The organism is Providencia sp. PROV122, from assembly GCF_028482365.1.
Taxonomy (GTDB): Bacteria; Pseudomonadota; Gammaproteobacteria; order Enterobacterales; family Enterobacteriaceae; genus Providencia; species Providencia stuartii.
Genome location: NZ_JAMPQI010000014.1, coordinates 54,659 through 80,916 on the forward strand (window position 1 = coordinate 54,659; position 26,258 = coordinate 80,916).

At 40.6% G+C, this 26,258-nt stretch carries 17 protein-coding genes, 7 tRNA genes and 2 pseudogenes; 10 read left to right on the top strand and 16 right to left on the bottom strand.

Annotated elements, in window-relative coordinates; all coding sequences use genetic code 11:
- Positions 1–80: 80 nt before the first annotated feature.
- The gene (gene miaB / locus PSE69_RS11835) at positions 81–1,511 is read right to left on the bottom strand and encodes a tRNA (N6-isopentenyl adenosine(37)-C2)-methylthiotransferase MiaB (RefSeq protein ID WP_004917657.1); all 1,431 of its coding nucleotides are present in this window, start codon (positions 1,509–1,511) and stop codon (positions 81–83) included.
- 394 nt (positions 1,512–1,905) lie between these two features.
- Here miaB and ubiF point away from each other — a divergent pair, with 394 nt between their 5' ends.
- Together ubiF and PSE69_RS11845 are read left to right on the top strand one after the other, a co-directional pair.
- Positions 1,906–3,093: a 3-demethoxyubiquinol 3-hydroxylase gene (gene ubiF / locus PSE69_RS11840; protein ID WP_061064325.1), complete on the top strand. Its 1,188-nt coding sequence runs from the start codon at positions 1,906–1,908 to the stop codon at positions 3,091–3,093.
- Between the two features lie 110 nt (positions 3,094–3,203).
- A complete protein-coding gene (locus PSE69_RS11845; protein ID WP_219725107.1) occupies positions 3,204–3,305 on the top strand; it encodes a DUF3289 family protein in 102 nt (33 codons plus the stop codon).
- 12 nt (positions 3,306–3,317) lie between these two features.
- Here the strand turns inward: PSE69_RS11845 and PSE69_RS11850 are convergent, their stop codons facing one another.
- From PSE69_RS11850 to PSE69_RS11870, 5 genes are all read right to left on the bottom strand, one after another.
- Positions 3,318–4,667 (bottom strand): dicarboxylate/amino acid:cation symporter, encoded by a 1,350-nt coding sequence (locus PSE69_RS11850; protein WP_004917663.1) that lies wholly within the window; start codon positions 4,665–4,667, stop codon positions 3,318–3,320.
- 548 nt (positions 4,668–5,215) lie between these two features.
- Positions 5,216–7,726: a PEP/pyruvate-binding domain-containing protein gene (locus tag PSE69_RS11855; RefSeq protein WP_121874613.1), complete on the bottom strand. Its 2,511-nt coding sequence runs from the start codon at positions 7,724–7,726 to the stop codon at positions 5,216–5,218.
- Positions 7,710–8,588: a phosphatase PAP2 family protein gene (locus PSE69_RS11860; protein ID WP_121874612.1), complete on the bottom strand. Its 879-nt coding sequence runs from the start codon at positions 8,586–8,588 to the stop codon at positions 7,710–7,712. The genes PSE69_RS11855 and PSE69_RS11860 overlap by 17 nt, the downstream gene beginning before the upstream one ends.
- The gene (locus tag PSE69_RS11865; protein WP_004917668.1) at positions 8,582–9,658 is read right to left on the bottom strand and encodes a lysophospholipid acyltransferase family protein; all 1,077 of its coding nucleotides are present in this window, start codon (positions 9,656–9,658) and stop codon (positions 8,582–8,584) included. The genes PSE69_RS11860 and PSE69_RS11865 overlap by 7 nt, the downstream gene beginning before the upstream one ends.
- 195 nt (positions 9,659–9,853) lie before the next feature.
- On the bottom strand, positions 9,854–11,086 hold the full coding sequence (locus PSE69_RS11870; RefSeq protein ID WP_072502904.1) for a lipase/acyltransferase domain-containing protein: 1,233 nt from the start codon (positions 11,084–11,086) through the stop codon (positions 9,854–9,856).
- Positions 11,087–11,854: 768 nt separating this feature from the next.
- Here PSE69_RS11870 and PSE69_RS11875 point away from each other — a divergent pair.
- On the top strand, positions 11,855–12,970 hold the full coding sequence (locus PSE69_RS11875) for a DUF3829 domain-containing protein (RefSeq protein WP_004917671.1): 1,116 nt from the start codon (positions 11,855–11,857) through the stop codon (positions 12,968–12,970).
- 1,173 nt (positions 12,971–14,143) lie between these two features.
- Here PSE69_RS11875 and PSE69_RS11880 read toward each other — a convergent pair.
- From PSE69_RS11880 to nagB, 10 genes are all read right to left on the bottom strand, one after another.
- Positions 14,144–14,218: transfer RNA gene (locus PSE69_RS11880), tRNA-Gln, on the bottom strand.
- Between the two features lie 31 nt (positions 14,219–14,249).
- Positions 14,250–14,334, bottom strand: a tRNA-Leu gene (locus tag PSE69_RS11885).
- A 6-nt stretch (positions 14,335–14,340) separates the two neighbouring features.
- Positions 14,341–14,417 (bottom strand) — tRNA-Met (locus PSE69_RS11890).
- A 71-nt stretch (positions 14,418–14,488) separates the two neighbouring features.
- Positions 14,489–14,563, bottom strand: a tRNA-Gln gene (locus PSE69_RS11895).
- Positions 14,564–14,597: 34 nt separating this feature from the next.
- Positions 14,598–14,672, bottom strand: a tRNA-Gln gene (locus PSE69_RS11900).
- A 28-nt stretch (positions 14,673–14,700) separates the two neighbouring features.
- Positions 14,701–14,785: transfer RNA gene (locus tag PSE69_RS11905), tRNA-Leu, on the bottom strand.
- Positions 14,786–14,790: 5 nt separating this feature from the next.
- Positions 14,791–14,867: transfer RNA gene (locus PSE69_RS11910), tRNA-Met, on the bottom strand.
- A 361-nt stretch (positions 14,868–15,228) separates the two neighbouring features.
- Entirely contained in the window at positions 15,229–16,452 is a 1,224-nt protein-coding gene (nagC, locus tag PSE69_RS11915) for a DNA-binding transcriptional regulator NagC (protein ID WP_121874610.1), read from the bottom strand.
- 11 nt (positions 16,453–16,463) lie between these two features.
- Positions 16,464–17,627: an N-acetylglucosamine-6-phosphate deacetylase gene (gene nagA / locus PSE69_RS11920; RefSeq protein WP_036943497.1), complete on the bottom strand. Its 1,164-nt coding sequence runs from the start codon at positions 17,625–17,627 to the stop codon at positions 16,464–16,466.
- Between the two features lie 77 nt (positions 17,628–17,704).
- On the bottom strand, positions 17,705–18,511 hold the full coding sequence (gene nagB / locus PSE69_RS11925) for a glucosamine-6-phosphate deaminase (protein ID WP_004917685.1): 807 nt from the start codon (positions 18,509–18,511) through the stop codon (positions 17,705–17,707).
- Between the two features lie 458 nt (positions 18,512–18,969).
- Here nagB and nagE point away from each other — a divergent pair, with 458 nt between their 5' ends.
- The 7 genes and pseudogenes from nagE (at position 18,970) to PSE69_RS11965 (ending at position 26,257) form a co-directional block, all read left to right on the top strand.
- Positions 18,970–20,997 carry an N-acetylglucosamine-specific PTS transporter subunit IIBC gene (gene nagE, locus PSE69_RS11930; RefSeq protein ID WP_014657737.1) on the top strand — a complete coding sequence of 676 codons (2,028 nt, stop codon included), beginning with the start codon at positions 18,970–18,972 and terminating at the stop codon, positions 20,995–20,997.
- Positions 20,998–22,043: 1,046 nt separating this feature from the next.
- Positions 22,044–22,980, top strand: a pseudogene (gene tssK / locus PSE69_RS11935) (type VI secretion system baseplate subunit TssK); the annotation flags it as partial.
- Between the two features lie 692 nt (positions 22,981–23,672).
- Positions 23,673–23,900 (top strand): hypothetical protein, encoded by a 228-nt coding sequence (locus tag PSE69_RS11945; RefSeq protein WP_076914344.1) that lies wholly within the window; start codon positions 23,673–23,675, stop codon positions 23,898–23,900.
- A gap of 2 nt (positions 23,901–23,902) precedes the next feature.
- Entirely contained in the window at positions 23,903–24,568 is a 666-nt protein-coding gene (locus PSE69_RS11950) for a glycoside hydrolase family 19 protein (RefSeq protein ID WP_004917699.1), read from the top strand.
- On the top strand, positions 24,565–24,927 hold the full coding sequence (locus PSE69_RS11955) for a DUF4087 domain-containing protein (RefSeq protein WP_004917701.1): 363 nt from the start codon (positions 24,565–24,567) through the stop codon (positions 24,925–24,927). The genes PSE69_RS11950 and PSE69_RS11955 overlap by 4 nt, the downstream gene beginning before the upstream one ends.
- Positions 24,928–24,987: 60 nt before the next feature.
- Positions 24,988–25,431, top strand: coding sequence for a hypothetical protein (locus PSE69_RS11960; RefSeq protein WP_004917703.1), 444 nt, complete (start codon positions 24,988–24,990; stop codon positions 25,429–25,431).
- Between the two features lie 563 nt (positions 25,432–25,994).
- Positions 25,995–26,257 (top strand): annotated as a pseudogene (locus tag PSE69_RS11965) (PAAR domain-containing protein).
- Position 26,258 lies beyond the last annotated feature (1 nt).

Sequence of the window (26,258 nt, forward strand, 5' to 3'; positions counted from 1 at the left end):
TTGGTTATCTGCGGGCTCTAGAAAGATTTCTTGTGTTGCGATTTGCAACGGTTTTTTATCGGTCACTGAGTATCCTATCGTTAGGGTTGGTAACTACCAACACCAAGCTCATCTTCTTTACGAGTACGTGCGATGACAGAAGCGGGTGATTCGTGAACGCGCAAGCCCATTTGGTCTTCTGTGCGGATCACTTTACCGCGTAGTGAATTGGCATAAACGTCAACGATCTCTACATCAACAAACTTGCCAATCATATCAGGTGAACCTTCAAAGTTCACAACACGGTTGCTCTCTGTACGACCTGAAAGCTCCATAACGTTTTTACGTGAAGGGCCTTCGACTAAAATACGTTGTACCGTACCTAACATAGCACGGCTGTAGCTCATTGCTTGTTGGTTTATGCGCTGTTGAAGGAGATAGAGACGCTGTTTCTTCTCATCTTCGCTCACGTCATCGGGTAGATCAGCGGCTGGTGTACCTGGGCGTGGTGAGTAGATAAAGCTAAAGCTCATATCGAAGTTCACATCAGCGATCAGTTTCATGGTTTTTTCAAAATCATCATTGGTTTCACCAGGGAAGCCAACAATAAAGTCAGAGCTAATGAGAATATCCGGACGTGCTTTACGTAATTTACGGATGATAGCCTTGTATTCAAGTGCGGTGTGTGCGCGTTTCATTAATGTCAAAATACGATCTGAACCGCTTTGCACTGGCAAATGTAGGAAGCTAACTAGCTCAGGCGTATCTTCATAGACTTCAATGATGTCATCAGTAAATTCAATTGGATGGCTAGTCGTGAAACGAATTCTGTCGATACCATCAATCGCGGCAACCAAACGAATTAATTCAGCAAAAGTACAGATTTCACCATCAAATGTTGCGCCACGATAAGCGTTAACGTTTTGACCCAATAGGTTTACTTCACGTACACCCTGCGCCGCTAATTGAGCAATTTCAAACAGGATATCATCACAAGGACGGCTAACTTCTTCACCGCGTGTATAAGGAACAACGCAGAATGTGCAATATTTATTGCAGCCTTCCATGATGGAGACAAAAGCGGTAGGGCCTTCCGCGCGTGGTTCTGGCAGACGGTCAAATTTCTCAATTTCAGGGAAACTGATATCGATAACAGGGCTACGGCTTCCTTTAACCTGATTAATCATTTCAGGGAGACGGTGTAGCGTTTGTGGACCGAAAACAATATCGACGCTTGGTGCGCGCTGGCGGATAAAATCACCTTCTTGAGACGCAACACAGCCGCCGACACCAATAATGATATCAGGGTTGCTATCTTTGAACGATTTCCAGCGACCAAGCTGATGGAAAACTTTTTCCTGTGCTTTTTCACGGATTGAACACGTGTTCAGCAGCAGTAAATCCGCTTCTTCTGGAATCTCAGTGATCTGATAACCATGGGTGCTTTCTAATAATGAAGCCATTTTTGATGAGTCATACTCATTCATTTGGCAGCCCCATGTTTTAATATATAACTTTTTATTCGTCGACATGTCTATATCCGGTGTTTTCGAAGTGGCTTAGTATAATGGACTCCGAAACGCGTTGTATACCCGTTATACTTTGAGCATAGAGCCTTTATGCGTAGTTGCTCGAAATATAATGGATATAAATCCAAAGTCCTGTCCCGTTTTGGGAAGGCGCACGCATTTTTGATCATAAACATCACTCTATGATATGAAAAATGCCAAAATAGCCTGAGTTAGTACCCAAAGGCTATGTAATACGCGGTCTCAAAGACAGGTTATCGCCTATTTTTTCAAGATTAACCTGTATTGTATTCATTTGCAGCATCAGTGACCAGAGTCTCTGAAAGAGATATTCCCTGTCAGCGTAACAATTTTTCGGTACACTACGTAAATCAAATAGTTAATAGTAGCTAATGTAATGAATAAATTAACAGAATATTATGATGTTGTCGTCGTTGGTGCGGGTATGACTGGTGCCGCCGCGGCTCTTGGGTTTGCTCAAGAAGGGATGCGAGTTGCATTACTGGAAAAAGCAGAGCCAACCGCTTTTGACGCCAATAGTGCTCCTGATGTCCGTATTTCTGCCATTAGCCGTTCCTCTGTCGATTTACTTAAACAGTTAGGTGCTTGGCAACATGTTGAAGCAATGCGCAGTGCGCCTTATCGACAACTTGAAACATGGGAAGAAGAAGGGAGCAACGTTGTTTTTGACGCCCATGACTTAGGGTTGCCTGAACTTGGTTTTATGGTAGAAAACCGAATATTGCAGCTGGCTCTGTGGCAGGAGTGCGAAAAATACGCCAATCTTGAACGTATTTGCCCCGCTCAATTACTGTATCTTTATCAACCTAAAGGCCAAAAAGAGTGGGTAGTCTCTCTGGATGATGGGCGTGAGCTACAAGCGAAATTAGTCATCGGTGCGGATGGCGCAAACTCCCAAGTACGTAAATTAGCAGGAATTGGCAGCCGTGGTTGGCAATATCGCCAGTCTTGCATGTTGGTCACCGTCCAAACAGCTGGGCCGCAGCAAGATAAGACATGGCAGCAATTTTTCCCGTCAGGCCCTCGGGCATTTTTACCGCTTTATGATCATTGGGCCTCGCTGGTGTGGTATGACAGCCCAGCCAAAATCCGCCGATTACAATCAATGTCGATGGAGCAACTGACTGGGGCGATTACGGAAGCTTTTCCTGAGCGTTTAGGGAAAGTCACCGCATATGCTTCCGGCGCATTTCCGTTGACACGCCACCATGCGAATCGTTATGTGATTGAGGGGCTTGCGTTGGTTGGCGACGCCGCACATACCATAAACCCACTGGCAGGACAGGGGGTTAACCTAGGCTATCGAGATGTTGATGTTTTGCTGAAAGTGGTTACACAGGCAAAAGAGTACCTTGAACCTTGGTCTTCCGTAGAGGTATTAAAACGCTATCAACGTCGACGCTTGCCAGATAACTTAGTCATGCAAGCGGGGATGGATGCATTTTATATGGCATTTAGTGAAACGCTACCCGGCTTGAAAATGTTAAGAAACCTTGGTCTTATGGCTGCTCAACGTGCCGGTGAAGCGAAGAAAATCGCATTAAAATACGCATTAGGATTATAAATTTCATCCTAAATAACCTAAGTTGCGGATAGAAATTGCATTAATGCCCAAGTTGCGATTAGAAAGTTTGACGAGAACCTCAATAATCGCAAGAACTTGGGCAATGATTAATGTTGAAAAAATACACACCGACTCAAAGTCGTATGGATGATTACAGCGCAGATGATATGCGCTGTAATGACTTGAGCGGTAACCAACTTATTTGCAGTTAACAAATACGCTGTTTATTTTTTGCTAATATCCACCGGTTTTGGTTGGTCAGCTACAACATCAAAATTTTCTTCAGTAATAATTGAATCAATGCTTTCGCCTTTTGCGGCAAACGCATTGGCTAATTTTTCAGTATCTAACTCTTTTTCCCAACGAGCAACGACGATACAAGCACAAGCATTACCCACTAAGTTAGTTAGTGCACGACACTCAGACATGAAACGGTCGATACCTAGAATCAAAGCCATGCCTGCAACAGGAATGCTTGGCACCACCATTAGAGTCGCTGCCAAGGTAATAAAGCCAGCGCCTGTCACACCTGCTGCACCTTTAGAACTGATCATTGCAACCAGTAACAGTGAGATTTGTTCCCAAATAGTCAGATCAATATTTGTCGCTTGAGCAATAAATAGTGCGGCCATGGTCATGTAGATGTTGGTTCCATCAAGGTTAAATGAGTAACCTGTTGGGATAACCAAGCCAACTACGGATTTTTCACATCCAGCATGTTCCATTTTTCTCATTAAGCTAGGCAATGCGGCTTCAGATGATGAGGTACCTAATACTAGCCATAGTTCATCTTTAATGTATTTGATCAGTTGAATGATCGAAAAGCCATTATATTTAGCGACAGCACCAAGCACTATCAGAACGAACAGTAATGATGTGATATAGAAGGTCATAATCAGCATCATTAAGTTGCCGATTGAAGAAATACCGTACTTACCTATAGTAAATGCCATGGCTCCGAATGCACCAATAGGAGCAAGTTTCATCAGCATGGCAACCATCTTAAAGACAGGCTCTGAGAAGTTTTGCAGTAATTTAACGATAGGCTCGCCATGCTTACCCGTTGCAGCAAGAGCCAAACCAAAAATGACGGCAATAAACAGTACTTGCAGAATATTACCGTTAACGAGCGGGCTAATAACGGTATCAGGAATGATATTCATTAAAAAGCCAACAATAGAGGATTCATGGGCTTTTTCTACATATCCTGCCACTTTACTGCTATCGAGTGTTGCTGGGTCAATGTTAAGCCCCGCACCGGGACGAATGATATTCGCGACAATTAGGCCGATAATCAGTGCGATAGTCGAGAAAGTGATGAAATAAAGCATCGCTTTCCCTGCAACGCTACCAACCGCCTTCATATTGCTCATACCGGCTATACCAGTAACAACGGTTAAGAAAATAACAGGTGCGATGATCATCTTAACAATTTTAATGAAAGCATCACCGAGTGGTTTTAAGGATTCTCCAATATCAGGGAAAAAGTGACCAAGTGCGATACCAAATAAAATGGCAACAATAACTTGGACATAAAGGATCTTATAGAGTGGTTGTTTTATAATGTTTTGCATAAATCTTCTCTGTAAAATATTGCATCACTGCAAATTATAATTATTAGGATTTGAGAACGTTTTTATTTTGGGAATGATAGGTTGGATGAAATTTGAGTCATGGCAGAAGGCAGAGTGCTCCTGACGCCATTAACCGAGTCTAACCAAAATTCACGCGGAGATTATCACTATTATTAGTTACGATAAAATGATTAAAGTCACATATTCGATAATGAAGTTATCTAAAGGTAAATAAAATTAACTAAGTGTTACTTTTCGAAGCTAAATGATAAGTGTAGATAACTATTCGAAAGTCAAAAATAGAGAAGTAAGATGAGATGATACAAAGAGGTCAAACAGGGAGTAGCAAGCATCCAGAGCAGGCGTAGCCTAATCTTGAGATACTTTTCTGTACTGATAAGCGGAAAAGAGAAAAGATATCCATTTAGGCCATTCGGCTCGTTATTCTTTGTAGTTATTAGTTATAACAAAAAGTTCAATTCACTGAATAAAGCCATCGTCTATAAGGTCATCATAAACATAGCTTATCCAGTGAATTGAATACGTGATTATAGCAGCTCAACAATACCTTTTTGACCGTCGACTTTAACACGCTGACCATTTTTAAGCGTATTCATCACACGACGGATACCCATAACCGCCGGTAATCCTAATTCGCGAGCGGTTACTGCGCCGTGAGAAAGCGGGCCACCACTTTCGGTGATAACGCCACTTGCTCGATAAAAAAGTGCTGTCCATGCAGGATTGGTGGTACGAGCAACCAAAATCGCGCCTTGAGGGAATTGGGCAAAATCTTCAGGCCCATGAACTAAAAAGACTTCACCTTCAACGGTGCCTGCGCTGCCAGCTAACCCTTTTAGGGATGACCCATCGTCTTCGGTTTCTTCTGATATTTCGCCATAAACCCATTGCGGTGTTGTACTTCTAGCCTGTTCATAGCCTGCTTTGTTGCTGCTTATATGTTGGCGTAATTCGCTAAATGCTTGAGTAGTTTCAGCGTTAATAGCGTCTGCTAACTGCTGTTCTTTCGCAAAATAGATATCCGAGGCTTGATCAATGACACCGCGGATCACCAAGCGCTCACCTAGGGCATGTAAGCCCCGGCGCATAGGTAAAGCCAGGCGAGTGGTTTGGTAATGCTCTAAATCATCTAATGCAGTGTATACCCGCGCCAACCTAATTAACTCTTGCATAAAATAACGCAACTCTTCTGGCGTTTGCGAGATGATCTCAAATTCGGTTTTTGACTGAGCAATTTTTTTACTTAACGCATCGCTGGTTTGTCCATCATTTTCTAAATCCGCCATTGCGCTTATTTGTGTAAGAACAATATGAGGGGCATCTAGCCATGTAGGGTGGTAGGCATCAAAGTCCATTTCACGATGACCATGGTTAGTTAAAAATGCGGTAAATTCAGTGAAAAAGTCGGGATGCGCTTGCTTCAATGTATCCATAATTGAACCTGCATCGATAGCTTTTAATAGCGCAAATAATTTCGCATCATGGCGAACAAGGCGTGATAAGCTCCATAATTCGTTATTCACTTGCCCTGTTTTGGTCTCTGACATTGCAATTAGACTATCAAGTGTCTTATGAGCTAACTGTTCATCCCCTTGATAAAGCATTTTCAGTAAGGCGATTAAGGCTGCGTATAATGAGCGTTGAGTAAGTGAAATCGCAATGTTCGGTAAAAAGTAATCAGAGCCTAATTTATTGATCCTTTGTATGTAATCCCACAGTTCACTCAATTTTTTCTCTTGGAGAGGCTCTTGGTTAAGGGCGCCAATTCCAATCAAATATCGGTCGAGGTCTCGCATCCAAGTAATAGGTAGCTCTTGTACCCATGCAAATTTACGGGCAATTTCAGGCAATGAAGATAAGAGAGTGGGTAAATCATTCATCATTGATGTAGGAAGACGGTTATGGTAAAGCGCAACGGCGTTTTGGTTACCATAAATATAATAATCTTTCATCGTGAACCATTTACCATTAAAGGAAGGTAGCCCCATTAAATTTAAACTGTAGTTCAAAGAGGCATGGAAACCCGCCTCACACATATCCCATGTCAAAGGTGTGATTGGATTAGGGAAACGTTCTGCCGACTCGTCGCGTGTCCAAATTGGGGCAATTTGAGTCACATTACGTGATTGTAATAACCATAATTGTTGGTCATGAAATGCCCACTCAATATCTTGAGGGAACTGAAAATATTGCTCTGCACGAATGGCGAGCTCGGCGACTGCTTGGCACTGTTCAGAAGTTAGTGTTGTTTGATTTTTGGCTGGGCTCACTAAAGGGAGTATGTCCGTTCCCTTATCGGTCATAACAATTGCACGCTGCTTCTCGGCGATTTCTTGGTGAACGACTTGCAAGGAATCGCGATCAACTTGGTATTCATCAATAGGCTCTTCACCACCAACAACGGTTTCTCCTAATCCAAAGGCAGCGTTAATCAGTACAGATGATAAATTACCCCGTACAGGATCAATTGAGAAGGCAACCCCGGCGGCTTCATTTTCACGTACGTCTACCATACGCTGTAATACAACCGCCATCGCGGCATGTTGATGGGGTAACTGTAAATGTTGTCGATAAAGCATGACATGGGTATGCCAAAGGGAAGCATAGCATTGGCGGATCGCATCATGAAGCGACGGGAGATCGCGTACGCCTAAAATAGTATCGTGTTGGCCTGCAAATGCGGCTCCTGGCATATCCTCTAGTGTCCCTGAAGAGCGCACAGCCAGAGGAACATGAGTTAATTGACTATCATGTAAGCGGGTTGATAACAGGGTGGTCAGGCTATCAGGCAATGGCGCCGAGAGTATGAGTTGTCGGATAGATTCGCTGGCATTTTGTTCATTGTCAGGGTGTTGAGCAAGGAGTGAACTAATTTGTCCAAATAAAGGGGAAATGAATTGCTTGTAGGCTTCGCAAGAGAGGATTAAGCCGTCAGGAACAGGGAGGGCTTGGATTGTTTTTGCCAAACTAGCCCCTTTACCACCACTGATAGCAATATCTGCCGCTTGAGTATCATTTAGACTATAGATGAGTTCCATTTTCCACCTTCTTTTTCTTAAATAGGAAATGCAGTACAAGTAATGCCAACAAAGCACCAACAATGACGTCGATACCGTAGTGGTAGTGAAGATAAACCGTTGCAACAATGAGACCTGCTGCTAAAGGGGTTAGGCACCATGCGATTTTTCGGTAGCCTGTTTTGAATAAAAAACCAACGATATACAGGGTGATCCCTGTGTGTAAGCTTGGGAAAACATCCATTCCAGTGATCCCTTTTTCCACCATACCCGTCAGAAAAAGGGTCATTGCACCATTGTGGACAGGGTAAGTAAATAATGTTGGGAAAGCACCGTATGGCCCGACAGCAGGCAAAATGAAATAGCCAATAAATCCAAAAAAATACATCAACATTAAGCCCAAAAAGTAATGCTCAGAGGTGTTTTTTTTGCGTTGTAAAAAGAAAAATAGAGCACTACCAATAACTAAAAAGTAAAAGCTGAAATAACAAAAAGCAATTAACTCACTGAACCATGGGGCTTGAAGAGCGATCATATGCTCTGGAAGGCTTTTATTAAGCCAAAGATAACAGTCTATGGTGTATAAGAGATGATCCGCGCTCCATGAATAAAAATGAATTCGAATGGCTTTAAACAGTGGGAAGATGGACCAGCAAGCGATAAGTTGTAATAAACCTACCCAATAGAAACGCGGGGATTGCCATTTGGGAAGTTTGCTACAGGCGACTAATAGGATCCAAAAGATGCCGCCAGTGAGTACCGATGGCCAAAGAGTCTCTGTCAGATCTGAGCCAAAAACCCCAATGCACCCTAAAAGCCAGATAATAAATAATTGAATGGCAAATAGCCGATTAAATAAATGTAGATAGTGTGTTTTTAGCATGGAGCAGAGCCTTTGTATTGAATAATTTTATAACCAATAAAGGCACTGATAAAACTCGGAATAAGTACCGTAGGCCAGATGAAGGTAAAACAAGCAAGTAAGGGTAACCAAACTAAACTGGCTAATCCTCCTCCTAATATTTTAAAAAAAGTGATGGTGTTACGTGCATCGGCATAAGTCGCTGCAAACCGAGAGGCCAGTAAAATAGGAATAAAGATAAACATTAAAAAGAAGCCAAGCCAACGCCAAGTTGTACTGTGAGTTGAGGGGCGAGCGTCGGGAAGTAATTGGGGTGTTGGGTTGTGTTGGTAACGTAAAAATGCCTCTGCATAGGAATCGCCTTGCATGAAAGCGTGGCTAGCATACTGTTCAGCGTGTTTAAAGGTTTCTTCATCAGGGCAATTAACGGAAACATCATCCAGAGATTGTGAGATTTGAGTATGGATGCGTTTTTCCCATTCGCGATCGGACTCTTCATTTTCTTGGGCAGTAATCTGGATTGGTTTGCCAACATAGATTTCGGCATGACTCGCAAAGCGGTCGGGCATGGCATAAAACAGCCCTAATGGCACGATATTAAATTCAATCTGTTGAGAGAGTAAAGTGCGAATGATCCGTGCTGCACCACGTTGATAAGGCAATGGTCGGTGGCCCCATTCACTACTTCCCTCTGGGAAGAGAAACAGTGAGCCTCCTGCTTTGAGATGCTCAACACCCGCATCAACCGGGTTTTCGAAGCTGCTTGCACTGATCCCTAAACGTTCTTTATCTTTTTTGCGTACGACGGGAATACCCGTGAAATAAAGGCGCATGATAAAGCTATTGAGCAGTTGGATGGATGCGAGTGCTTGCCCCAGTGGAGAGACTTTTAAGGTTAAATAGCCATCAAAGGCACTGTTGCGATGACTACACAAAAAGAGAGTTGGTTTATTAGTTTGCTGTAGTGGCACATGACCGACAAGGGAACAATTTGGGTAGTATATGCGACGAATAGTTGATGAAACTATGCGGTAATAAAGGGGCAATGGCTTCCCTGCAAGAACTAAAGGTACTTCTTTATTTTGACCCATGAGACTTTTTTACCTTTGTGTATACCTGAAAAACACACATAAAATTCGAATAATCAATCTTGCCAGTGTCACATTAAATTGCGACATCATAAGTGTTTAGCTGTTTATCATTATGTATGTTTATCTACGGATAAAGTTATATATGAGCTCACTTAATACATATTTGAGATAAGTCCGAACGGAAAGCCATCTTAATCAGCACGCTTTTTGATTTAATGTCGCAATATCAAAAGCGAGCGTGCGTAAATTAGGAATATGTCCAACTAATCCTCGGTGAGTGCGAGCTTGATTAATAAACACATAATTTTCACCTAATGGCGGTGTTTCTGTTTCACATAAAATGGGGTGCTCCCATCCTTTAAGTAAACCATCGATCGGAAGGTGGTCATCGCCTTTGGTGAGCGCCTGTTCAACTAAATTAGGGTAGTGCTTTTGTATCGCTTTTGCGTTCAAAAATAGTTGCCCTTGGTCATAGACGGCGCATTTGACTGTTTGATGGTTATCACTCAAAAACCAGGTTTGAGAAACTGACTGTTCGGCGGCATGGCGTACAGACACACATTGACTAAAGGCTTTTGCACTCATTAGGTTATTTGCTAGCTCTTCACGTAGGTGTTCCGTGGAGGCAGAGATATTGGCTGTGGGTGAGCGATAAGGGCCGAGAGAGAAGCTTTTCCAGCATTCTTCATCATAAATATCAAATTCTTCGACTAGATTACCTTTTTTATCTATGACTTGAGGAGAGCTAGGGAGCAGCTGGTAGGCACTAGGGCAACTGGCAATATCATCAGCAGAAAACCCATGAAAGAGTTTCCCTGCTGGGTAATACCCCGATTGAATCAAGGCTAAAGATTGAAATGTTCCAACCCAAGGAGGACCAAAAGCATACCATTTAGCAATACTGTCGCGATTTTTTTGTGTTGCCGATTGTTGTAGATAGTAGCGGATCGCACAGTTTGATGATGAATGAGCAATCAGTAATATTTTTTGCTGCTCCCCATAACGTTGTTTTACTTGATGGATTTTGGCGTCAAGTTGAGCGGCTAAATGGCGGTGATCTGCACGCCAATCATATGCAAGGAAAAATAGGTCAATACCATCGCGATAGCCTAATGCTTTTTCTAAGAGCTGCTTTAACGGTGCGGTGATTAAATTCTCGATTAAACCAGGAATAACTGAGAAGCTGTGTAGTTGTTGGACACCAATATGAGCAGCGGAGTCCGTATATTGATAATGATTCTGTCGAATTAAGCTACGATAGTCTCCCCAAATTAAGGTTTTTTTTTGCCTATCGTATAACTGACTTCCTAAAATACCTGGTAGGTAAATAATGGGCAAATTCAGTGTATGGTTAATTAATCCAGCATGACGCAGTTGTTTTGCAATGGCTGCTATCTTAATCGCGTAATAAGCCCGATTTAACGGCATAATTCACATCTCTTATTGAAAACATGAAAATGAGAAAAGTGCTAATTAGAATGAGAGTAAAATAAAAGTTAATTGCACTTTTCCAGATTGTAATATTCGTTTTTCTCTTCTACTTGTTCGTTTACCTATGCGCGAAACTGGATTGGTATCACTAAGAAGTTGTAGAGCTGCTCGGGCATACCGTTCGAGCAATTTGAAATATCTTTTATAATATACTTTTTTCAGGTGTGATAGATATTTTGTGTCATTTCAGTAAACACATTAAAAAGGAATGATGCATGGCACAATCTTTCATTTTCGGTAAAATCCTAAAAGTATTTTAAGAGGATAGTATTTTGACTTCATTGATTAAATAACGCAATGACGCCACATTATCTGCGGAACCTGTCGAACAACAAGCCTAGTGAAGCTCATATGGGGAATGTTGGAGTAAAGACCTCATGTGACATAAGGCTGCTTTCGAATCTCAACAAGTGAGAAAGCACCAAACTAAGATATTGAATAAAATTGACTACGAGCACACTTCTTTTATTTTCAGCACAAGCCATTCAAATAGTTACTGAAAAATTGAGAATACTGATCGGCTCTTTTTTATCTTTAATGTATTACTGTGAAATATTGTCAAATGTAATACCGTAAATGTTAATCTTCTTTGTTATTAAAAAATAGGAGTGTGAAGGATAGTGTTAAGCTCATTGTTTTTTTACTCGTAAAAAAGAGCTATGATAATTACTTGGAAGTAAAAAACTAATAATATGCAGAGGGATTATGAAAAAGAAAATATTAGTTTCGATATTAAGCCTTTTATTAATATCAGTTACGGGGTGTAATGATTCTAATGAAAGCTCAAATACCACTCCATCTCAGAAAAATAAAGCAGAACAATCTGAGTCAAAACAGAAAAACACTAACTTCAATGAAGCTAAATTGGCCCAAAAGATTGAAAAAGGTAATTTATGGACATATGCCATTGAGGAGGAATTTGGCAATATAATAAGGAAAAAAACATCAGTGATATCAGGTGGTTTAAATCCTAATATTTTAAATAATACAAAAAGTGTATTAGATTCATTCAGTTCTGATAAAAATATGACACTTAACCTTCCGGCTTTTAAAGCAATTGATAACAAAACGGATCTAAAAAATAGGGCAGAAATAAGTGGAAGCTTACTGTCATTGGACATTACTTTTTCAATGCATTTCAATAATTCAGAACTAAATAATATCAAAGAAGCATTTGATTATATGGCGACGCTTTCCCCAGAGATCCCTGAATTAGACGCTGCAGGTATTGCTTATGGTAAAAGTTATGTTGATTTATATGAAAAAATGATAAAATTAGGTGATTATGCCATTATCAAAAAAACATATCGTTTAGATGATTATGCGCAAATGCAAGTGTTATACGACGATGCTAAAAAAGCCTACATCAAACTTATTGATGAAAAAGAAAAATTAGAAAATGCATATGAAAATTATTATCAAGATATGCATGTTGAAGAGCTTAAATTAGTGAAGGAAAAAGGCTTAATTATTCGTTTTCAAATTATGAACTCATTGGATCTACTGTCTAATACTATTGAGTCAATGGAGCCAGAGAAAATTGATTTGAAAGTACTTTCTGATGAAATTGCTAAAATTGAAGCTGAGTCAGTCGAGTTAGAAAAATTATTCGGCAATGAAGTGTTACTCAATAAAGAAAACATAAAAAGCTCAGATTATGCAGTTAAAGAATATTTAAGAAAATATCAACAAATTGTTATCGAATTAAAAGTGTTAGAGAAAAAAGCTAAGGAAGGCAAGAATGTGTCGAATGATATTGATACGATTTTTATAAACTATGAATCCTTGATAAAGGATTATAATTCATTAATAACAAAATAATAAATTTTTAATAGAAATGTTAATTGGGCTAACTCAGTTTTGAGCTAGCCCAACGAACTAAGTATTAATATCATCAGTGTTAATTCTTAACGGAAAATTATTAAGATAAATCAAAGATCGTGAGATATCACGGGAGAAACAATTTTGTAATGAGTCAATGATTTCTCATTAAAACGTGTCAATAATGCTACCTTGTTATTACCTGATAGGTATGCGGATAAAATATAGATATTTTTGTTTTCTGCGAAAAATGCTGACATACCAAAGGGAATGGCTACAGGGTTTTGCTGTTAGATGATTTCTCTCTGGTGTTTGATATACAGCAAAAGGCGTTAGAGTAAGTCAAAACTATTGTACCTGATAGTCTGGTGAATCAATGGCTCCCTAGTTAGCTTAGCTAGCCAATAAGCGCTGAGGGCTATCAAACAAAATTAAGCATCTTTTTGCTCTAAGAATAAGCGACTCAGCCGCGACTATCCGCGTGCGCCAAAGCAGTGGCAACAGAAGCCACAAGAAACGCTTTATACGCCCCATCCTATATAAAGTGAAAGAAGACGTCGGCGATGTGAAGAAGGCTGCTTAAATTGCTCTCGTTTCAAATTTAAAAGATAAGCAGCTCTACCTCTATGAAAGTGGAATGGTAATTTATGGCTTTCTGTGGTGATTAAACGGCAAATTCTCGGGGTAAGCGATCTCCTTATTGCTCGTGTCGATGGGCTAATGGGCTTTCTTGAAGCATCAAATAGCCTCTATCCTCAAGCAAAGCACTATGCCGCTTAAAACACTACGATGTGTTTATGGTAGGTTTGAAACCTGTTTATTGAGCTAGATGAACAGGAGAATAAATCAGGCAATAAGATTTGGTTACAGGGATGACACTGTAATGGATACACTGTCTGATTATTTTTGTTTCTCTGAAAATATCTCAAGGTCATCTATACGATAGGTGCTGTTCATTGTTTTGCCGCTGACGAACACTAAGTGGGTATACGGAACGAAAATAGTATCTGAAATGGCTGTACATTGGTCTACTTAAGGCTCAGAAAAATAGATGATGCAAACCTGTAACTGAGCTTGAGTGATAAATGAAGTTGTCTCTTTTGAGAAAGTATAAGGGATAGCCCAAAGGTATATTAGGTGAAAATTTTACTTTGAAGTGGAGTAGGGGGGAGATGGCTGGGGTACCAGGATTCGAACCTGGGAATGCCAGGATCAAAACCTGGTGCCTTACCGCTTGGCGATACCCCAATATATCAGATTTTTTATCCCTAGTTAGGGATGGTGCGGGAGGCGAGACTTGAACTCGCACACCTTGCGGCGCCAGAACCTAAATCTGGTGCGTCTACCAATTTCGCCACTCCCGCAAAACATGGTGGCTATGACGGGATTCGAACCTGTGACCCCAACATTATGAGTGTTGTGCTCTAACCAGCTGAGCTACATAGCCATGTCATACAGTAAAACTGCTTTTTTAACTTCACTGCATGGGATTCAAGACAACCTACGAAGAGGAGAATATGGCTGGGGTACCAGGATTCGAACCTGGGAATGCCAGGATCAAAACCTGGTGCCTTACCGCTTGGCGATACCCCATCCGAGGATGTCTTCTAAATTCGTTAATTTAAGATGGCTGGGGTACCAGGATTCGAACCTGGGAATGCCAGGATCAAAACCTGGTGCCTTACCGCTTGGCGATACCCCAATCTTAAATTCAATAACCGAGAAGGAAATGGTGCGGGAGGCGAGACTTGAACTCGCACACCTCGCGGCGCCAGAACCTAAATCTGGTGCGTCTACCAATTTCGCCACTCCCGCAAACATGGTGGCTATGACGGGATTCGAACCTGTGACCCCAACATTATGAGTGTTGTGCTCTAACCAGCTGAGCTACATAGCCATCTTTTTTGCATTACCTTCATCGGCGTTGCGGGGCGCATTATGCTAATTACAGCTAAGACAGTCAACTGCTTTTTTCACTATTTTTGTGAAAATGCGTCCGTTTGTTTGATGAATAATCATTTTGTCGATAAAGACAGCAAAAAACAAGTCATTCATCGAAAAAACTGTGACATGTCACGTGAGAGTAATTGTATCCATCTTAATATGTTGGGATGCCAAACTAACAGTGAAATGGTGATCCAAAAGATCTATCAACGCACGATTTGCCTGTTTTTGGCGTTAAGGAAAAAGAATCTAATCCAGAGCAAAAACCAGAAATGGAGCAACAGTTTCTGGTTTTTGCTGGTGGGATTGTGAGATCAGTTATCAAGGAGTTTTTGGAGCAATTCCCCATTGAGCATAGCGCGTTTTGTTAAGGCGAAGGCGCCGATTGCCGAGGTATGCACTAATTGTGAGGTAACTACCGGTAAGTTTTCACGGAACTCTTTGAGTGTTTGGGTATCGATACAACTTTGGATAGCTGGCAGTAGGACTTGCTCGGCTTCCGTAATATCACCTGCAATAACCACCTTTTCAGGGTTAAACAGGTTGATTGCGATAGCAATGGCTTTACCGATTTGGCGGCCGACATGCTGTATCACCTCTGTCGCCAGAGGGTCATTTTTATTTGCAGCTTGGCAGATATGCTGTATAGAGCAACGTTCTAGTGTGAGTGAGCTAGTAAAACCTTGTTCTAGGCGCTGTTGAACACGGTTTTCAATAGCTTGATTTGAGGCGATAGTTTCGAGGCAACCAAAATTACCGCAATGGCACAAATCACCTAGAGGGTCCACTTGGATATGACCGATTTCACCGAGGTTACCACGGTGATTTAGTAAGATTTCATTATCAATGACCAGTCCGGCACCTGCACCGCGGTGGATCCGAACAAGTAGTGAATCTTTGCAATCTTTTGTGGCTCCAAAGTAGCTTTCTGCTAAGGCAAGGCTACGGATGTCGTGCCCAACATAGCAGGTAATTTTGAAATGAGACTGCAAATTATCAATAAGGTGCCAGTTATCCACTTTAATGTGTGGCATATAGTGAACAATGCCGCTGTGTGGGCTAACGAGGCCGGGTAAAATGACTGAGATGGCTATAAGCTCTTTAAGACGGCGTTGATTGAGCGCAATAAAGTCTTCTATCGCTTCAATCAGTTTTTGCTCTACCGCTTGCTGAGAAGGCGCTGAGATTGGATAGTGGGCATCGACAAGTAGCTTGCCGCTTAAATCATAAAGGGCGATAGTGGCATCATAACGACCTAAGCGCACACCTATCGTATGAAAGTTTTTATGCTCTGATACGATAGATATGGCACGTCGCCCCCCTGTAGAGGCTTGCTGGTCGACTTCTTTAATGAGGCCGCGCTCAAGTAGCTGACGAGTAATTTTAGTGACACTTGCGGGGGCAAGTTGGCTCTGCTCTGCAATTTGGATGCGAGATATAGGACCATGTTGGTCAATGAGGCTATATACCACGGCACCGTTGAGTTGTTTTACCAGATCAATATTACCAATTTGCTTTAGCGAGTGACTATGGTTCATCAGCTATATACTCATTTTTTGTAGACTTCCTCTCCGTTGACATAGGTTGAAAGGATTTGGAAGTCGTGGTTAAACGCAGTTAAGTTCGCAACTTTACCCGGCGCGATAGACCCTAAGTGGGATTCGACGCCAATCGCTCTAGCGGGGTAAAGTGTTGCCATTCTTAATGTTTCATCTAATGCGATACCGACATGTTCTACCGTATTTTTAACTGCTTCAATCATGGTTAGTGACGATCCACTGAGGGTTCCGTTCTCATCAACACATAATCCATTCCGGTAGTATATGGTTTTGCCTGCAAAGATAAAATGATCCATTTCACCAGTTTGAGGATCAATACCAGCAGGCGCGGTAGCGTCCGTAACTAAAACTAATTTATCACCTTTCAACCGTTTACTGTTACGAATATTTGCCCATTGTACATGAAGACCATCTGCGATAATGCCAGCGTACACTTCTGGAGTATCATAAATTGCCCCTACTAAACCAGGTCCGCGACCTGAAATATATGGCATGGCATTAAAGAGATGGGTTGAGAAACGGATACCCGCTTTAAAGCCGAGGCGCGCTTCTTCGTAAGTTGAATTTGAATGGCCCGCAGAAACGATAATGCCAGCATTGGTCAATTGGCGAATATAAGACTCACCCACGATTTCCGGTGCTAAGGTGACCTTGGTAATCGCATCTGCATGAGCGGCTAAATAATCAATCATTTGCGCAGAAGGCTGACGAATGAATTCAGGATTATGCGTGCCTTTTTTCACGATGTTGATGTAAGGGCCTTCTAAGTGTAGGCCGAGCGCTTGATGACGATGTGTTTTTAAGTACTCCGTCATCACTTCTACACCATGCTTCATCAGTTCATCGGAACAGGTAATTAAGGTTGGTAGAAAACTTGTGCACCCAGAACGCTCATTGGCTTTTTGCATTATCTCCAGATGCTTCAATGTCACATTTTCTTTGTTATCATTGAATTGGACGCCACCACAGCCATTGACTTGTAAATCAATAAAGCCGGGAGAAAGAATAGCACCTTGTAAATCGTGCTGCTCGATATCAGAGGGAAGTTCATCTAATGGGCAGATATCTTTAATAAGAGCACCATCTATGATGACAGCATGGTTATCTAATCTTTCATGACCTGTATAAATAATACAATGGGTTAATGCGTACATGGTATTTGGCTCCTGACTTCTGGAGAGATAAAACATCGGGTCACCGACCTGCTTCCACAGGTCGGGTGATCGAATGATTATGAGTTAAATTTTTCGATAATGTCAGATTCTAGCTGAGTAAAATATTTGAGTGTTTTTACTTTTAGCTCAAGCGTTGCGGGTTCATCACAGACGATCAATGCTTTTTGGTGCATTTGCACACAACTGATAGTCCATAAATGATTGACTGAACCTTCAACCGCAGCTTGAACGGCGTTGGCTTTGTTGGCACCCGTTGCCAATACCATCAGCTCTTCCGCATCCATTAATGTTGCGACACCTACAGTAAGGGCAAACTTCGGTACTTGATTGACATCATTATCAAAGAAACGTGAGTTAGCGATGCGCGTCTCGGGGGTTAATGTTTTGATACGAGTACGAGAGCGTAATGATGAGCCGGGTTCATTAAAGGCAATATGACCATCATTACCGACACCACCCATAAATAGATTAATTTTGCCATAAGACTTAATTTTATCTTCGTAGCGTTGGCATTCAGCATCCACATCCGATGCGTTACCATTTAGCAAATTGATATTTTCTTTTTGAATATCAATATGGTTAAAGAAGTTTTCATGCATAAAAGTATGGTAACTTTGCGGATGATCTTCTGGGATACCCACATATTCGTCCATGTTGAACGTTACAACATGTTTAAAGCTCACTTTGCCTGCTTGATACAACGCGATAAGCGCTTTGTATGTCGCAAGCGGAGTTCCACCGGTCGGCAAACCTAAAACAAAAGGGCGCTCGGCTGTTGGGTTAAAAGCGTTGATTTTATCTGCAATATATTGTGCAGACCAAATCCCAACGTCGTGAGCAGTTTTTAGTGGGAGAAGCCTCATGATACTTTACCTCTAGTAACAGTCTGTTAATTCTATGAAATCTGAAAGATCGCCATACTCTTTATGGCTTAAGTTACATGACATTTGTTGCAAATCAGCGATTGTACTCAATCGCCAGCATGTAACTTTGCTATTTTGAGTTGCTATGCCCCTGACTTTTTATTAACTAACTATAGGAAATTTCAGGGAGTATCGATTCTCTATTAGCTATACAGCTAAATCCAGTAGATAAGTTATTTTTAATCATAAAATAAGTTTTCAATAATAGCCACTAATTTAGGTGGATAATGAAAATTATCATTGACATTTATCACAAATCGAACCTATTTATTTTGTATCGCGAAAAAATTCATCTAGACTATGAAATTGCTACACTCAGACACCTAAATTATTATTATGGTGTATGTACAATAAGATCCTGTGAATGGGGCAATAATAGGGCTTTAAAGGGGGAGTTCGTGAATATTCTTAGCTACTTACAGCGGATCGGCAGGGCATTGATGGTGCCTGTGGCTGTACTGCCAGCCGCCGCAATCCTTATGGGGATTGGATATTGGATTGACCCAGATGGGTGGGGCGCCAATAGTGCAATCGCAGCGTTACTTATTAAATCAGGCGCAGCTATTATTGATAATATGTCTGTGCTGTTTGCCATTGGTATTGCCTATGGTATGTCGAAAGATAAAGATGGTGCAGCGGCGCTGACAGGGTTTGTGGGGTTCTTAGTGGTGACAACGCTGTGTTCACCAGCTTCTTACTCCATGATTATGAATGTTCCGCTTGAAAACGTTCCTGCTGCCTTCAATAAGATTAATAACCAGTTTGTGGGTATTCTGGTCGGTGTGCTCTCGGCTGAGCTGTATAACCGTTATAGCGGGGTGGAATTACCTAAAGCGTTATCATTCTTTAGTGGACGTCGTCTGGTTCCAATCCTGACTTCTTTCTTAATGATTATCCTTGCTTTCATTCTAATGTACGTATGGCCAGTCGTTTATAATGCATTAGTCTCATTCGGTGAAAGTATCAAAGATTTAGGTTCAGTGGGCGCAGGTATCTATGCCTTCTTTAACCGTTTATTAATCCCAGTTGGTCTGCACCATGCCTTGAACTCTGTATTCTGGTTTGACGTTGCAGGTATTAACGATATTCCTAACTTCCTCGGTGGCGCGAAGTCAATTGAAGAAGGTTTAGCGACGCCAGGCATCACAGGACGTTATCAAGCTGGTTTCTTCCCTATTATGATGTTTGGTCTACCAGGCGCTGCTTTGGCTATCTACCATTGCGCTCGTCCTGAAAATAAAGCCAAAGTTGCAGGTATTATGCTTGCGGGTGCTTTTGCTGCCTTCTTTACAGGTATTACAGAGCCACTTGAATTCTCATTCATGTTTGTGGCGCCTGTACTGTATGTGATCCACGCCTTATTAACCGGTATTTCTATCTATATCTCTGCCACAATGGAGTGGATCTCAGGATTCGGCTTTAGTGCAGGTTTAGTGGATATGTTACTGCAATCACGTAACCCTCTTGCGCTGCAATGGTGGATGTTGATTGTTCAAGGTCTCGTTTTCTTCTGTATTTACTATGTTGTTTTCCGTTTTATGATCACCAAGTTCAAACTGTTAACGCCAGGTCGCGAAGTGAGTGCAGGTGATGAAACAATTGACGGTTATGATGAAAACTTGAGCTCAGCTGATAGCACAGATAGTGATATTCAGAAAGAAGCCCGTCAATATGTCGCAGCTGTCGGCGGAAGTGACAATATTACAGGTATCGACGCATGTATTACTCGTCTTCGCTTGAATGTGAAAGATTCCAGTATTGTTAATGATGCGATGGCTAAACGCCTTGGTGCCTCAGGGGTTATTCGTTTGAATAAACAAAGCGTGCAAGTCATTGTAGGTACACGTGCTGAACTGGTCGCATCGGCGATGAAAGAAGTGATTGCGAAAGGCCCAATTGCAGCTTCTGCTTCAGCAACAGAAACTGAAAAAGCCAAGATAGCCGAGCCTGTGAAAACAAAAGGTGAAACAATTCTTTCACTGGTAGCACCTGTCAGTGGTGAAGTGTACTCCCTTGATGATGTGCCAGATGAAGCTTTTTCTAGTCGTATCGTTGGCGATGGTATTGCCATTAAACCAACCAGTGATGAGGTGCTTGCACCAGCATCAGGAACCGTCGTGAAAATTTTCGAAACTAACCATGCGTTCTGTTTAGAAACAGAAAATGGTGTTGAGTTAATTGTTCACATGGGTATCGATACTGTTGCTCTAAAAGGTGAAGGTTGTGCGCGTTTAGTGGAAGAAGGTAGTGAAGTGAAAGCCGGTACACCAATTCTGAAGTTGGATATCGCTTTCCTAGAAGCTAACGCTAAATCGATGATCAGCCCTGTTATTATCAGCAATATCGATGATTTTGCTGGTGTTGAAATTTTAGCTAACGGAAATGTGACCGCGGGTGAAACCGTGATCTACAACGTGCTAAAATAGTGGTTTGCTAATCAGTTATTGACAGAGTCAAAGGGAGGCGTAAGCCTCCCTTTTTTATTTATATACTCAGGGCTATATAAGGGCTGCCACTATACTTCGTCGTTGCCTTACTGAAGGGGCGATACTCACCTCACCGCGCAAAGTTGCTATTATGCGTATGCGATTTCGGATTTAAAGAAAAGTTTTGATTACAGTATCGCAATAAACACAGAAGAATCGATAACAGAAGCATTGAGCTATTTTTCAATGCTCCATGCAAAACATCATCGCAAAGTGGCCTTATGGTCATTAATTCAAGATAAAATCACTAAGTTATGGATAATTAACAACTAATTTATCTATAACAATAAAGTATAGCCGAAACCATACTGCAAATTGGCGGCTTGATTTGGCATAAGAATAATATCCCAACTATTCTTATGCTCTTCACGTGACAATGAGACTACTCATGACAGTCAGCATCGCAGTGACAAACCGGAAAGAAACATTTTTCACACATAAAATAGGTATCAACCATTAAATTCCCTTACATTACCTTTCTAATTGATAACATACAACACAGCCTTGAATACGCCAGCATGGCTTCTTAAGTCCGTCTTCACTCCAGATTATTTCATTCTGTTACCTTACAATACATTTTATGTCTAGTTCAGCTAGTTAATAATGCTCACTATGCGTATTTGTGGTTACATAAGAGAAATTGATAAAAATAATTGCTGACTTAATCCTTAATTCCTATAATTTTAGCACTATATTTAGGATATGGACGTTTAGATTCAAGCGGTCCATCAATTGCATTCATCATTTGATGGGCCACGGGTTATTTTTAAGTGCCATTTTTTATTAATTTGGATTGATTTGTCAGGACAGTATTAGCGTATTTTAACCTTATGAGCCTTGGGTGACGGCTAAGGGCGGTAGCGTATCAAAACATCAGAAATGCTTTACTTTCCAAATTTGAGTGAATACATCACCTCGCCGCCGAATTGTTTCGGGAAAATGAATCATAATGCCAATTGCCTTTGCTTAAATAAAAGGCTCATCGAATGAAAATTTACCGCCCATTATGGAATGAAGGCGCATTGCTCTCTCCGCAACAATTTCAACAGCAAGCGCAATGGGAGGCTTTCACTAACCAAGGTGTTTCCAGTTTATTCTCTCCCTTTAACTGGGGAGTGGAAAAAGTTGAATTGGATGAGTTACTTTTGTCGTCAGGTCGTTTACAAGTTCATCAACTAAGGGCATGGCTGCCGGATGGGGCGTTAATAGATACCCAAGTCAGTGATATCACTCCAGAGCCCCGAGAGTTAAATTCCGCCGCGTTATCTCAAACTGACAGCATTGTGCTGGTGCTGGTGCTGGCCTTGCCACTCCTTCAACAAGGGAGCATCAATGTTCAGAAAAAAGGGGGCTTTTCTGAACGTTCCCTTCGTTATCAGGAAGAGTGGGTGAATGTGCCGGATGTGTTTGGTCAGGATGATGAATCCATGGCAGTTGCCCGTTTTAATATTGCTGTCCGTTTTCAGCATGAAAATAATGATGCGTGGCAAACGTGTCCTATTGCACGCCTAACTCGTGATGGTCAAGGTGGCTGGGCAATAGATAGAACATTTATTCCCCTCCATGACGCAATTTTCAGCAAGCCGAGAATTATAAGAGCGATTAGCCTTGCTGAATCGCCAAATACGCTCCCGTTGCCAACGACTGATGTCCATGCGCCGTGAGAGCAATGAACGTTTAGCTGATTTTGCCGTCGCTGATGTTTCCTTATTTTGGTTGTTAAACGCCTTAAACTCCCATGCTAATGTTCTCATGAATTATGAAAGCTATCCACAGCGCCACCCTGAAATCATTTGGGCTGAATTGACCCGTTTGGCGGGGAGTTTATTAACCTTTTCGTTAGAGCATGATCTCGCGACCATTCCTGCCTATGTCCATGACGACCTCGAAAATACGTTTCCACCGTTGTTTGACTTGCTCAGTACCAATACTTATGTGACACTACGATTAAGACGTGAAATAAACGCAAGTGATATAGATCGGGACTATTATATTGACGCCCAAGCCATCTGTGAGGACTGGTTGGAAAATATAAATGTAAAATATATCGAAGTGTCAAATGATAAAGCAAAGCTAAAGCTTATTTTAGGTGAAAAAAACTGTAGCTCACTATATTTCATTACTTTATCGAAAGATTTAAATGGCTGGAAAATTGACTCAGTAGAATCTTTTTAAAAGAAAATTTATATAAATAAAGTGGTGAGTTAAATGGTCGATTTAGAAAAATCAATAATCTTATTAAATAGTGAAGCGGATAGAGTCGCATCTGAAAATTTAAGAAGATTCAAAAGTGGATAAAAGTCGAAACGGACAAACAACAGCAAAAATACTATTTTTTACCCGAGCATTTAGGGTATTTTCCAAAACAGATTGATATCAGTGACACAGATAAAGATAAAATCGGCTCACTGATAAAGCGTGTTGAAGAAATTCAAGCCGATGAAACAAAACAAGCGGAATACCAAAATATTACCCAACATGCGCTTTTTCTGTCGCGTTATGATTTAGAGAAAATAGGCTTTAGGGCCTTAACCAGTGAAACAAAAACGTTTGATTATTTAAACGGGTACATTCAACCCAAAGCCACTTATATCAGTGCGATATTTGATACTATTTTGGCTGAAGCTAAAGTGTCACCACGCCCTGAAAAAGGGATTATTGCCCATAATTATCAACGTTTAATTAATAAAATCAAAGGCAGTGCAACGGAGCACTACAATCCAGAAGAATACCGTCGCGCTTTCCATAACCCCATGTTTTCCCATATCGTGAATAAAACTATTGTCAAACACCCTAGTGATTGGTATTACAAAAAAACGATAGTGTATGGCAAAATTTTCTAAACATGCTGAGTGAAGAGGCTCCCTTATGGCGTTCTTACAGCGAAGAGTTTCTCGATAGTATGGTTTGGATGCAGGATGTGACTAACGAAAAAATTGGTCCTGAAGTGTGGCATATGCATCCGCTGGTGTTTTTGGATTCATTCCATAGTAAAAAGTATGATTTTTCAACTAAAGAAGGCACGATCCATGCAATTATTAGTGAGTGTAAAAATCAGGGAATTTCTTTAAACACACAAATAGCATACATTTTAGCAACTGTAAAAAGAGAGACGGGGGATGCATTTCAGCCTGTACGAGAAGGAAATTACGGAGGAAGAACGGTTAGTGATGAATATAGAAAGAAAAAATTCAGGTATTACCCATATTATGGTAGAGGTTATGTACAGATAACATGGAAATACAATTATGAGAAATACTCACAAAAACTAAATGTCGACATGGTTAATGAACCAGATTTAGCATTAAATCCAGAGTATTCATTGTTTATTTTAATTGATGGTTTTAAATATGGTGAATTTACAGGTAAGAAAATAACCGATTATATTAATGAGTCTAAAACTGATTTTTATAATGCAAGAAAGTGTATCAATGGATTAGATCAAGCAGATCAAATAAAAGGCTTTGCAGAGGATTACTTGGAAAAACTAAATAATGGCTTATTAGCATGAAAAAAAATTATTTTATATGTCTCCTTCTATTTATACAATTTTCTGTACATGGGCAAGAAATTCGTTGTGGCTGGTTAGATAATCCTACACCAGGAAATCTTTGGCTTATCGATCGTGATGCTGAGTGGAGTATATCTCAGCAAGGAGGGCGTGAATCGGAAGGAATTGAAAAAATTATTGATAATTCTATTGACCCTTCAGAAATAATTTACACTAACGGTAACTATGGTGTCAGGTGTGCCTGTTTATCTGTAGAGGTTGATAATAAATCAAAAACAATTATAAAGATATACTCTTTTGATCTGCTTAAAATCAAACAATGCCGTGATGATAAAAAAATACAACATTTTATCAATTAAACTTAATGGTGATTATGCTTTGATATTACTGACTTAGTAGAAAACTAAGTGATAATAGTCATGAAATTTAAAAAAATGTTTCTTATGATGTTGCTGCCTTTAAGTGCTTTCTCAAATAATAAAATATTCTTTCAATGTGCAACTGAAAATGGCTCAATTAACTTGGCGTTAGTTGGTGAAAATTTAAAGTTAACAATGAAAAATAACGATTCTATTTTTATTGAGCAGTCTTCTAAATTATTGGAGAGTAAGGGCTTCTCATATAATTATTATTCTAGGTATAATACTGAGTATTACAGGGTTACTTACTCAAATAACAATATGGGTTACGCAATATATAAAAATTACGAAGATGGCCAATATAATAGCGGGTTACAAGTGACAGACTTGAGTGTTAATAAAGAATATAATTTTGATTGCAATAAAATAAAGGTCGATAAATTAGATGAATTATTCAACATTCTTGATTGTGATAAAGAAAGCGCGTTAGGCTGTATGCATTAACTCATTTATTTTGAAGGGGAACGATAAATCGAATTATTATAACCAGAGAACTAACATGAACAATGTAATTGCGCTACCATTAAAATTTTTACTAATAAAATTTATCCAAATCCTTTTTATATTAAATTTCCACTACAAGCATTTGCCAGTAATCATAATGTTGAAACAAAGCAACTTCAATCAAAGAATGCAACATTTTCATCCTATTGCCGACAGTTAGACGAAGGAAAGGAATATGACGGTACTTTAGAATATACCTATTATTTTCCTAGCCAAACCCTATCACAAGCTTATAACACATTAATAAACCTCGATGATTATCGACATGCTAGACTTAAAAATAAATTGCCCACTAAAAATCTAAGCTATCTAAATCGAGAGTAAAACGAAAGGCGATGAAACCTTTGATTATCAATGGATGACTGATAAGAGAGTTAAAATAGTTGCGGAAAAAGAGATGGAGTCATCAACCTATTTATTTGAAGAAATGAAGATACAAACGCACTTATTACTTATTGAAGAAACGGGCTATTAACCAGCTGAAATCTTAAAGGACTAAAACCATGCAACAAATTATTCGTAAAGGCGATAAAACCACCCACGGTGGCACCGTGCTGACAGGCTTTGATACCATGAAATTCGGGGGCATTGGGGTGGCACGTAAAGGCGATCAGGTTTCTTGCCCAAAAAAAGACACGGTCCGACCACCATCATTGAAGGTAATCCTAACTACCTCGATAACGGTATCCCTGTCGCTTTTCAGGGGCATAAATGCGGTTGTGGCTGTACCTTAATCAGCTCCTTTTCGCCCGCCAAGGTAGGCTGAC

Bases quoted from the DNA above. Each gene is read 5' to 3' on its own strand.
- PSE69_RS11850 (WP_004917663.1), bottom strand. From the start codon at position 4,667: ATGCAAAACATTATAAAACAACCACTCTATAAGATCCTTTATGTCCAA.
- nagA (WP_036943497.1), bottom strand. From the start codon at position 17,627: ATGTACGCATTAACCCATTGTATTATTTATACAGGTCATGAAAGATTA.
- PSE69_RS11870 (WP_072502904.1), bottom strand. From the start codon at position 11,086: ATGCCGTTAAATCGGGCTTATTACGCGATTAAGATAGCAGCCATTGCA.
- PSE69_RS11950 (WP_004917699.1), top strand. From the start codon at position 23,903: ATGCTGAGTGAAGAGGCTCCCTTATGGCGTTCTTACAGCGAAGAGTTT.
- nagB (WP_004917685.1), bottom strand. From the start codon at position 18,511: ATGAGGCTTCTCCCACTAAAAACTGCTCACGACGTTGGGATTTGGTCT.
- PSE69_RS11845 (WP_219725107.1), top strand. From the start codon at position 3,204: ATGTTGAAAAAATACACACCGACTCAAAGTCGTATGGATGATTACAGC.
- miaB (WP_004917657.1), bottom strand. From the start codon at position 1,511: ATGTCGACGAATAAAAAGTTATATATTAAAACATGGGGCTGCCAAATG.
- ubiF (WP_061064325.1), top strand. From the start codon at position 1,906: ATGAATAAATTAACAGAATATTATGATGTTGTCGTCGTTGGTGCGGGT.
- PSE69_RS11865 (WP_004917668.1), bottom strand. From the start codon at position 9,658: ATGGGTCAAAATAAAGAAGTACCTTTAGTTCTTGCAGGGAAGCCATTG.
- PSE69_RS11960 (WP_004917703.1), top strand. From the start codon at position 24,988: ATGAAATTTAAAAAAATGTTTCTTATGATGTTGCTGCCTTTAAGTGCT.
- PSE69_RS11955 (WP_004917701.1), top strand. From the start codon at position 24,565: ATGAAAAAAAATTATTTTATATGTCTCCTTCTATTTATACAATTTTCT.
- PSE69_RS11875 (WP_004917671.1), top strand. From the start codon at position 11,855: ATGAAAAAGAAAATATTAGTTTCGATATTAAGCCTTTTATTAATATCA.
- PSE69_RS11860 (WP_121874612.1), bottom strand. From the start codon at position 8,588: ATGCTAAAAACACACTATCTACATTTATTTAATCGGCTATTTGCCATT.
- PSE69_RS11855 (WP_121874613.1), bottom strand. From the start codon at position 7,726: ATGGAACTCATCTATAGTCTAAATGATACTCAAGCGGCAGATATTGCT.
- nagC (WP_121874610.1), bottom strand. From the start codon at position 16,452: ATGAACCATAGTCACTCGCTAAAGCAAATTGGTAATATTGATCTGGTA.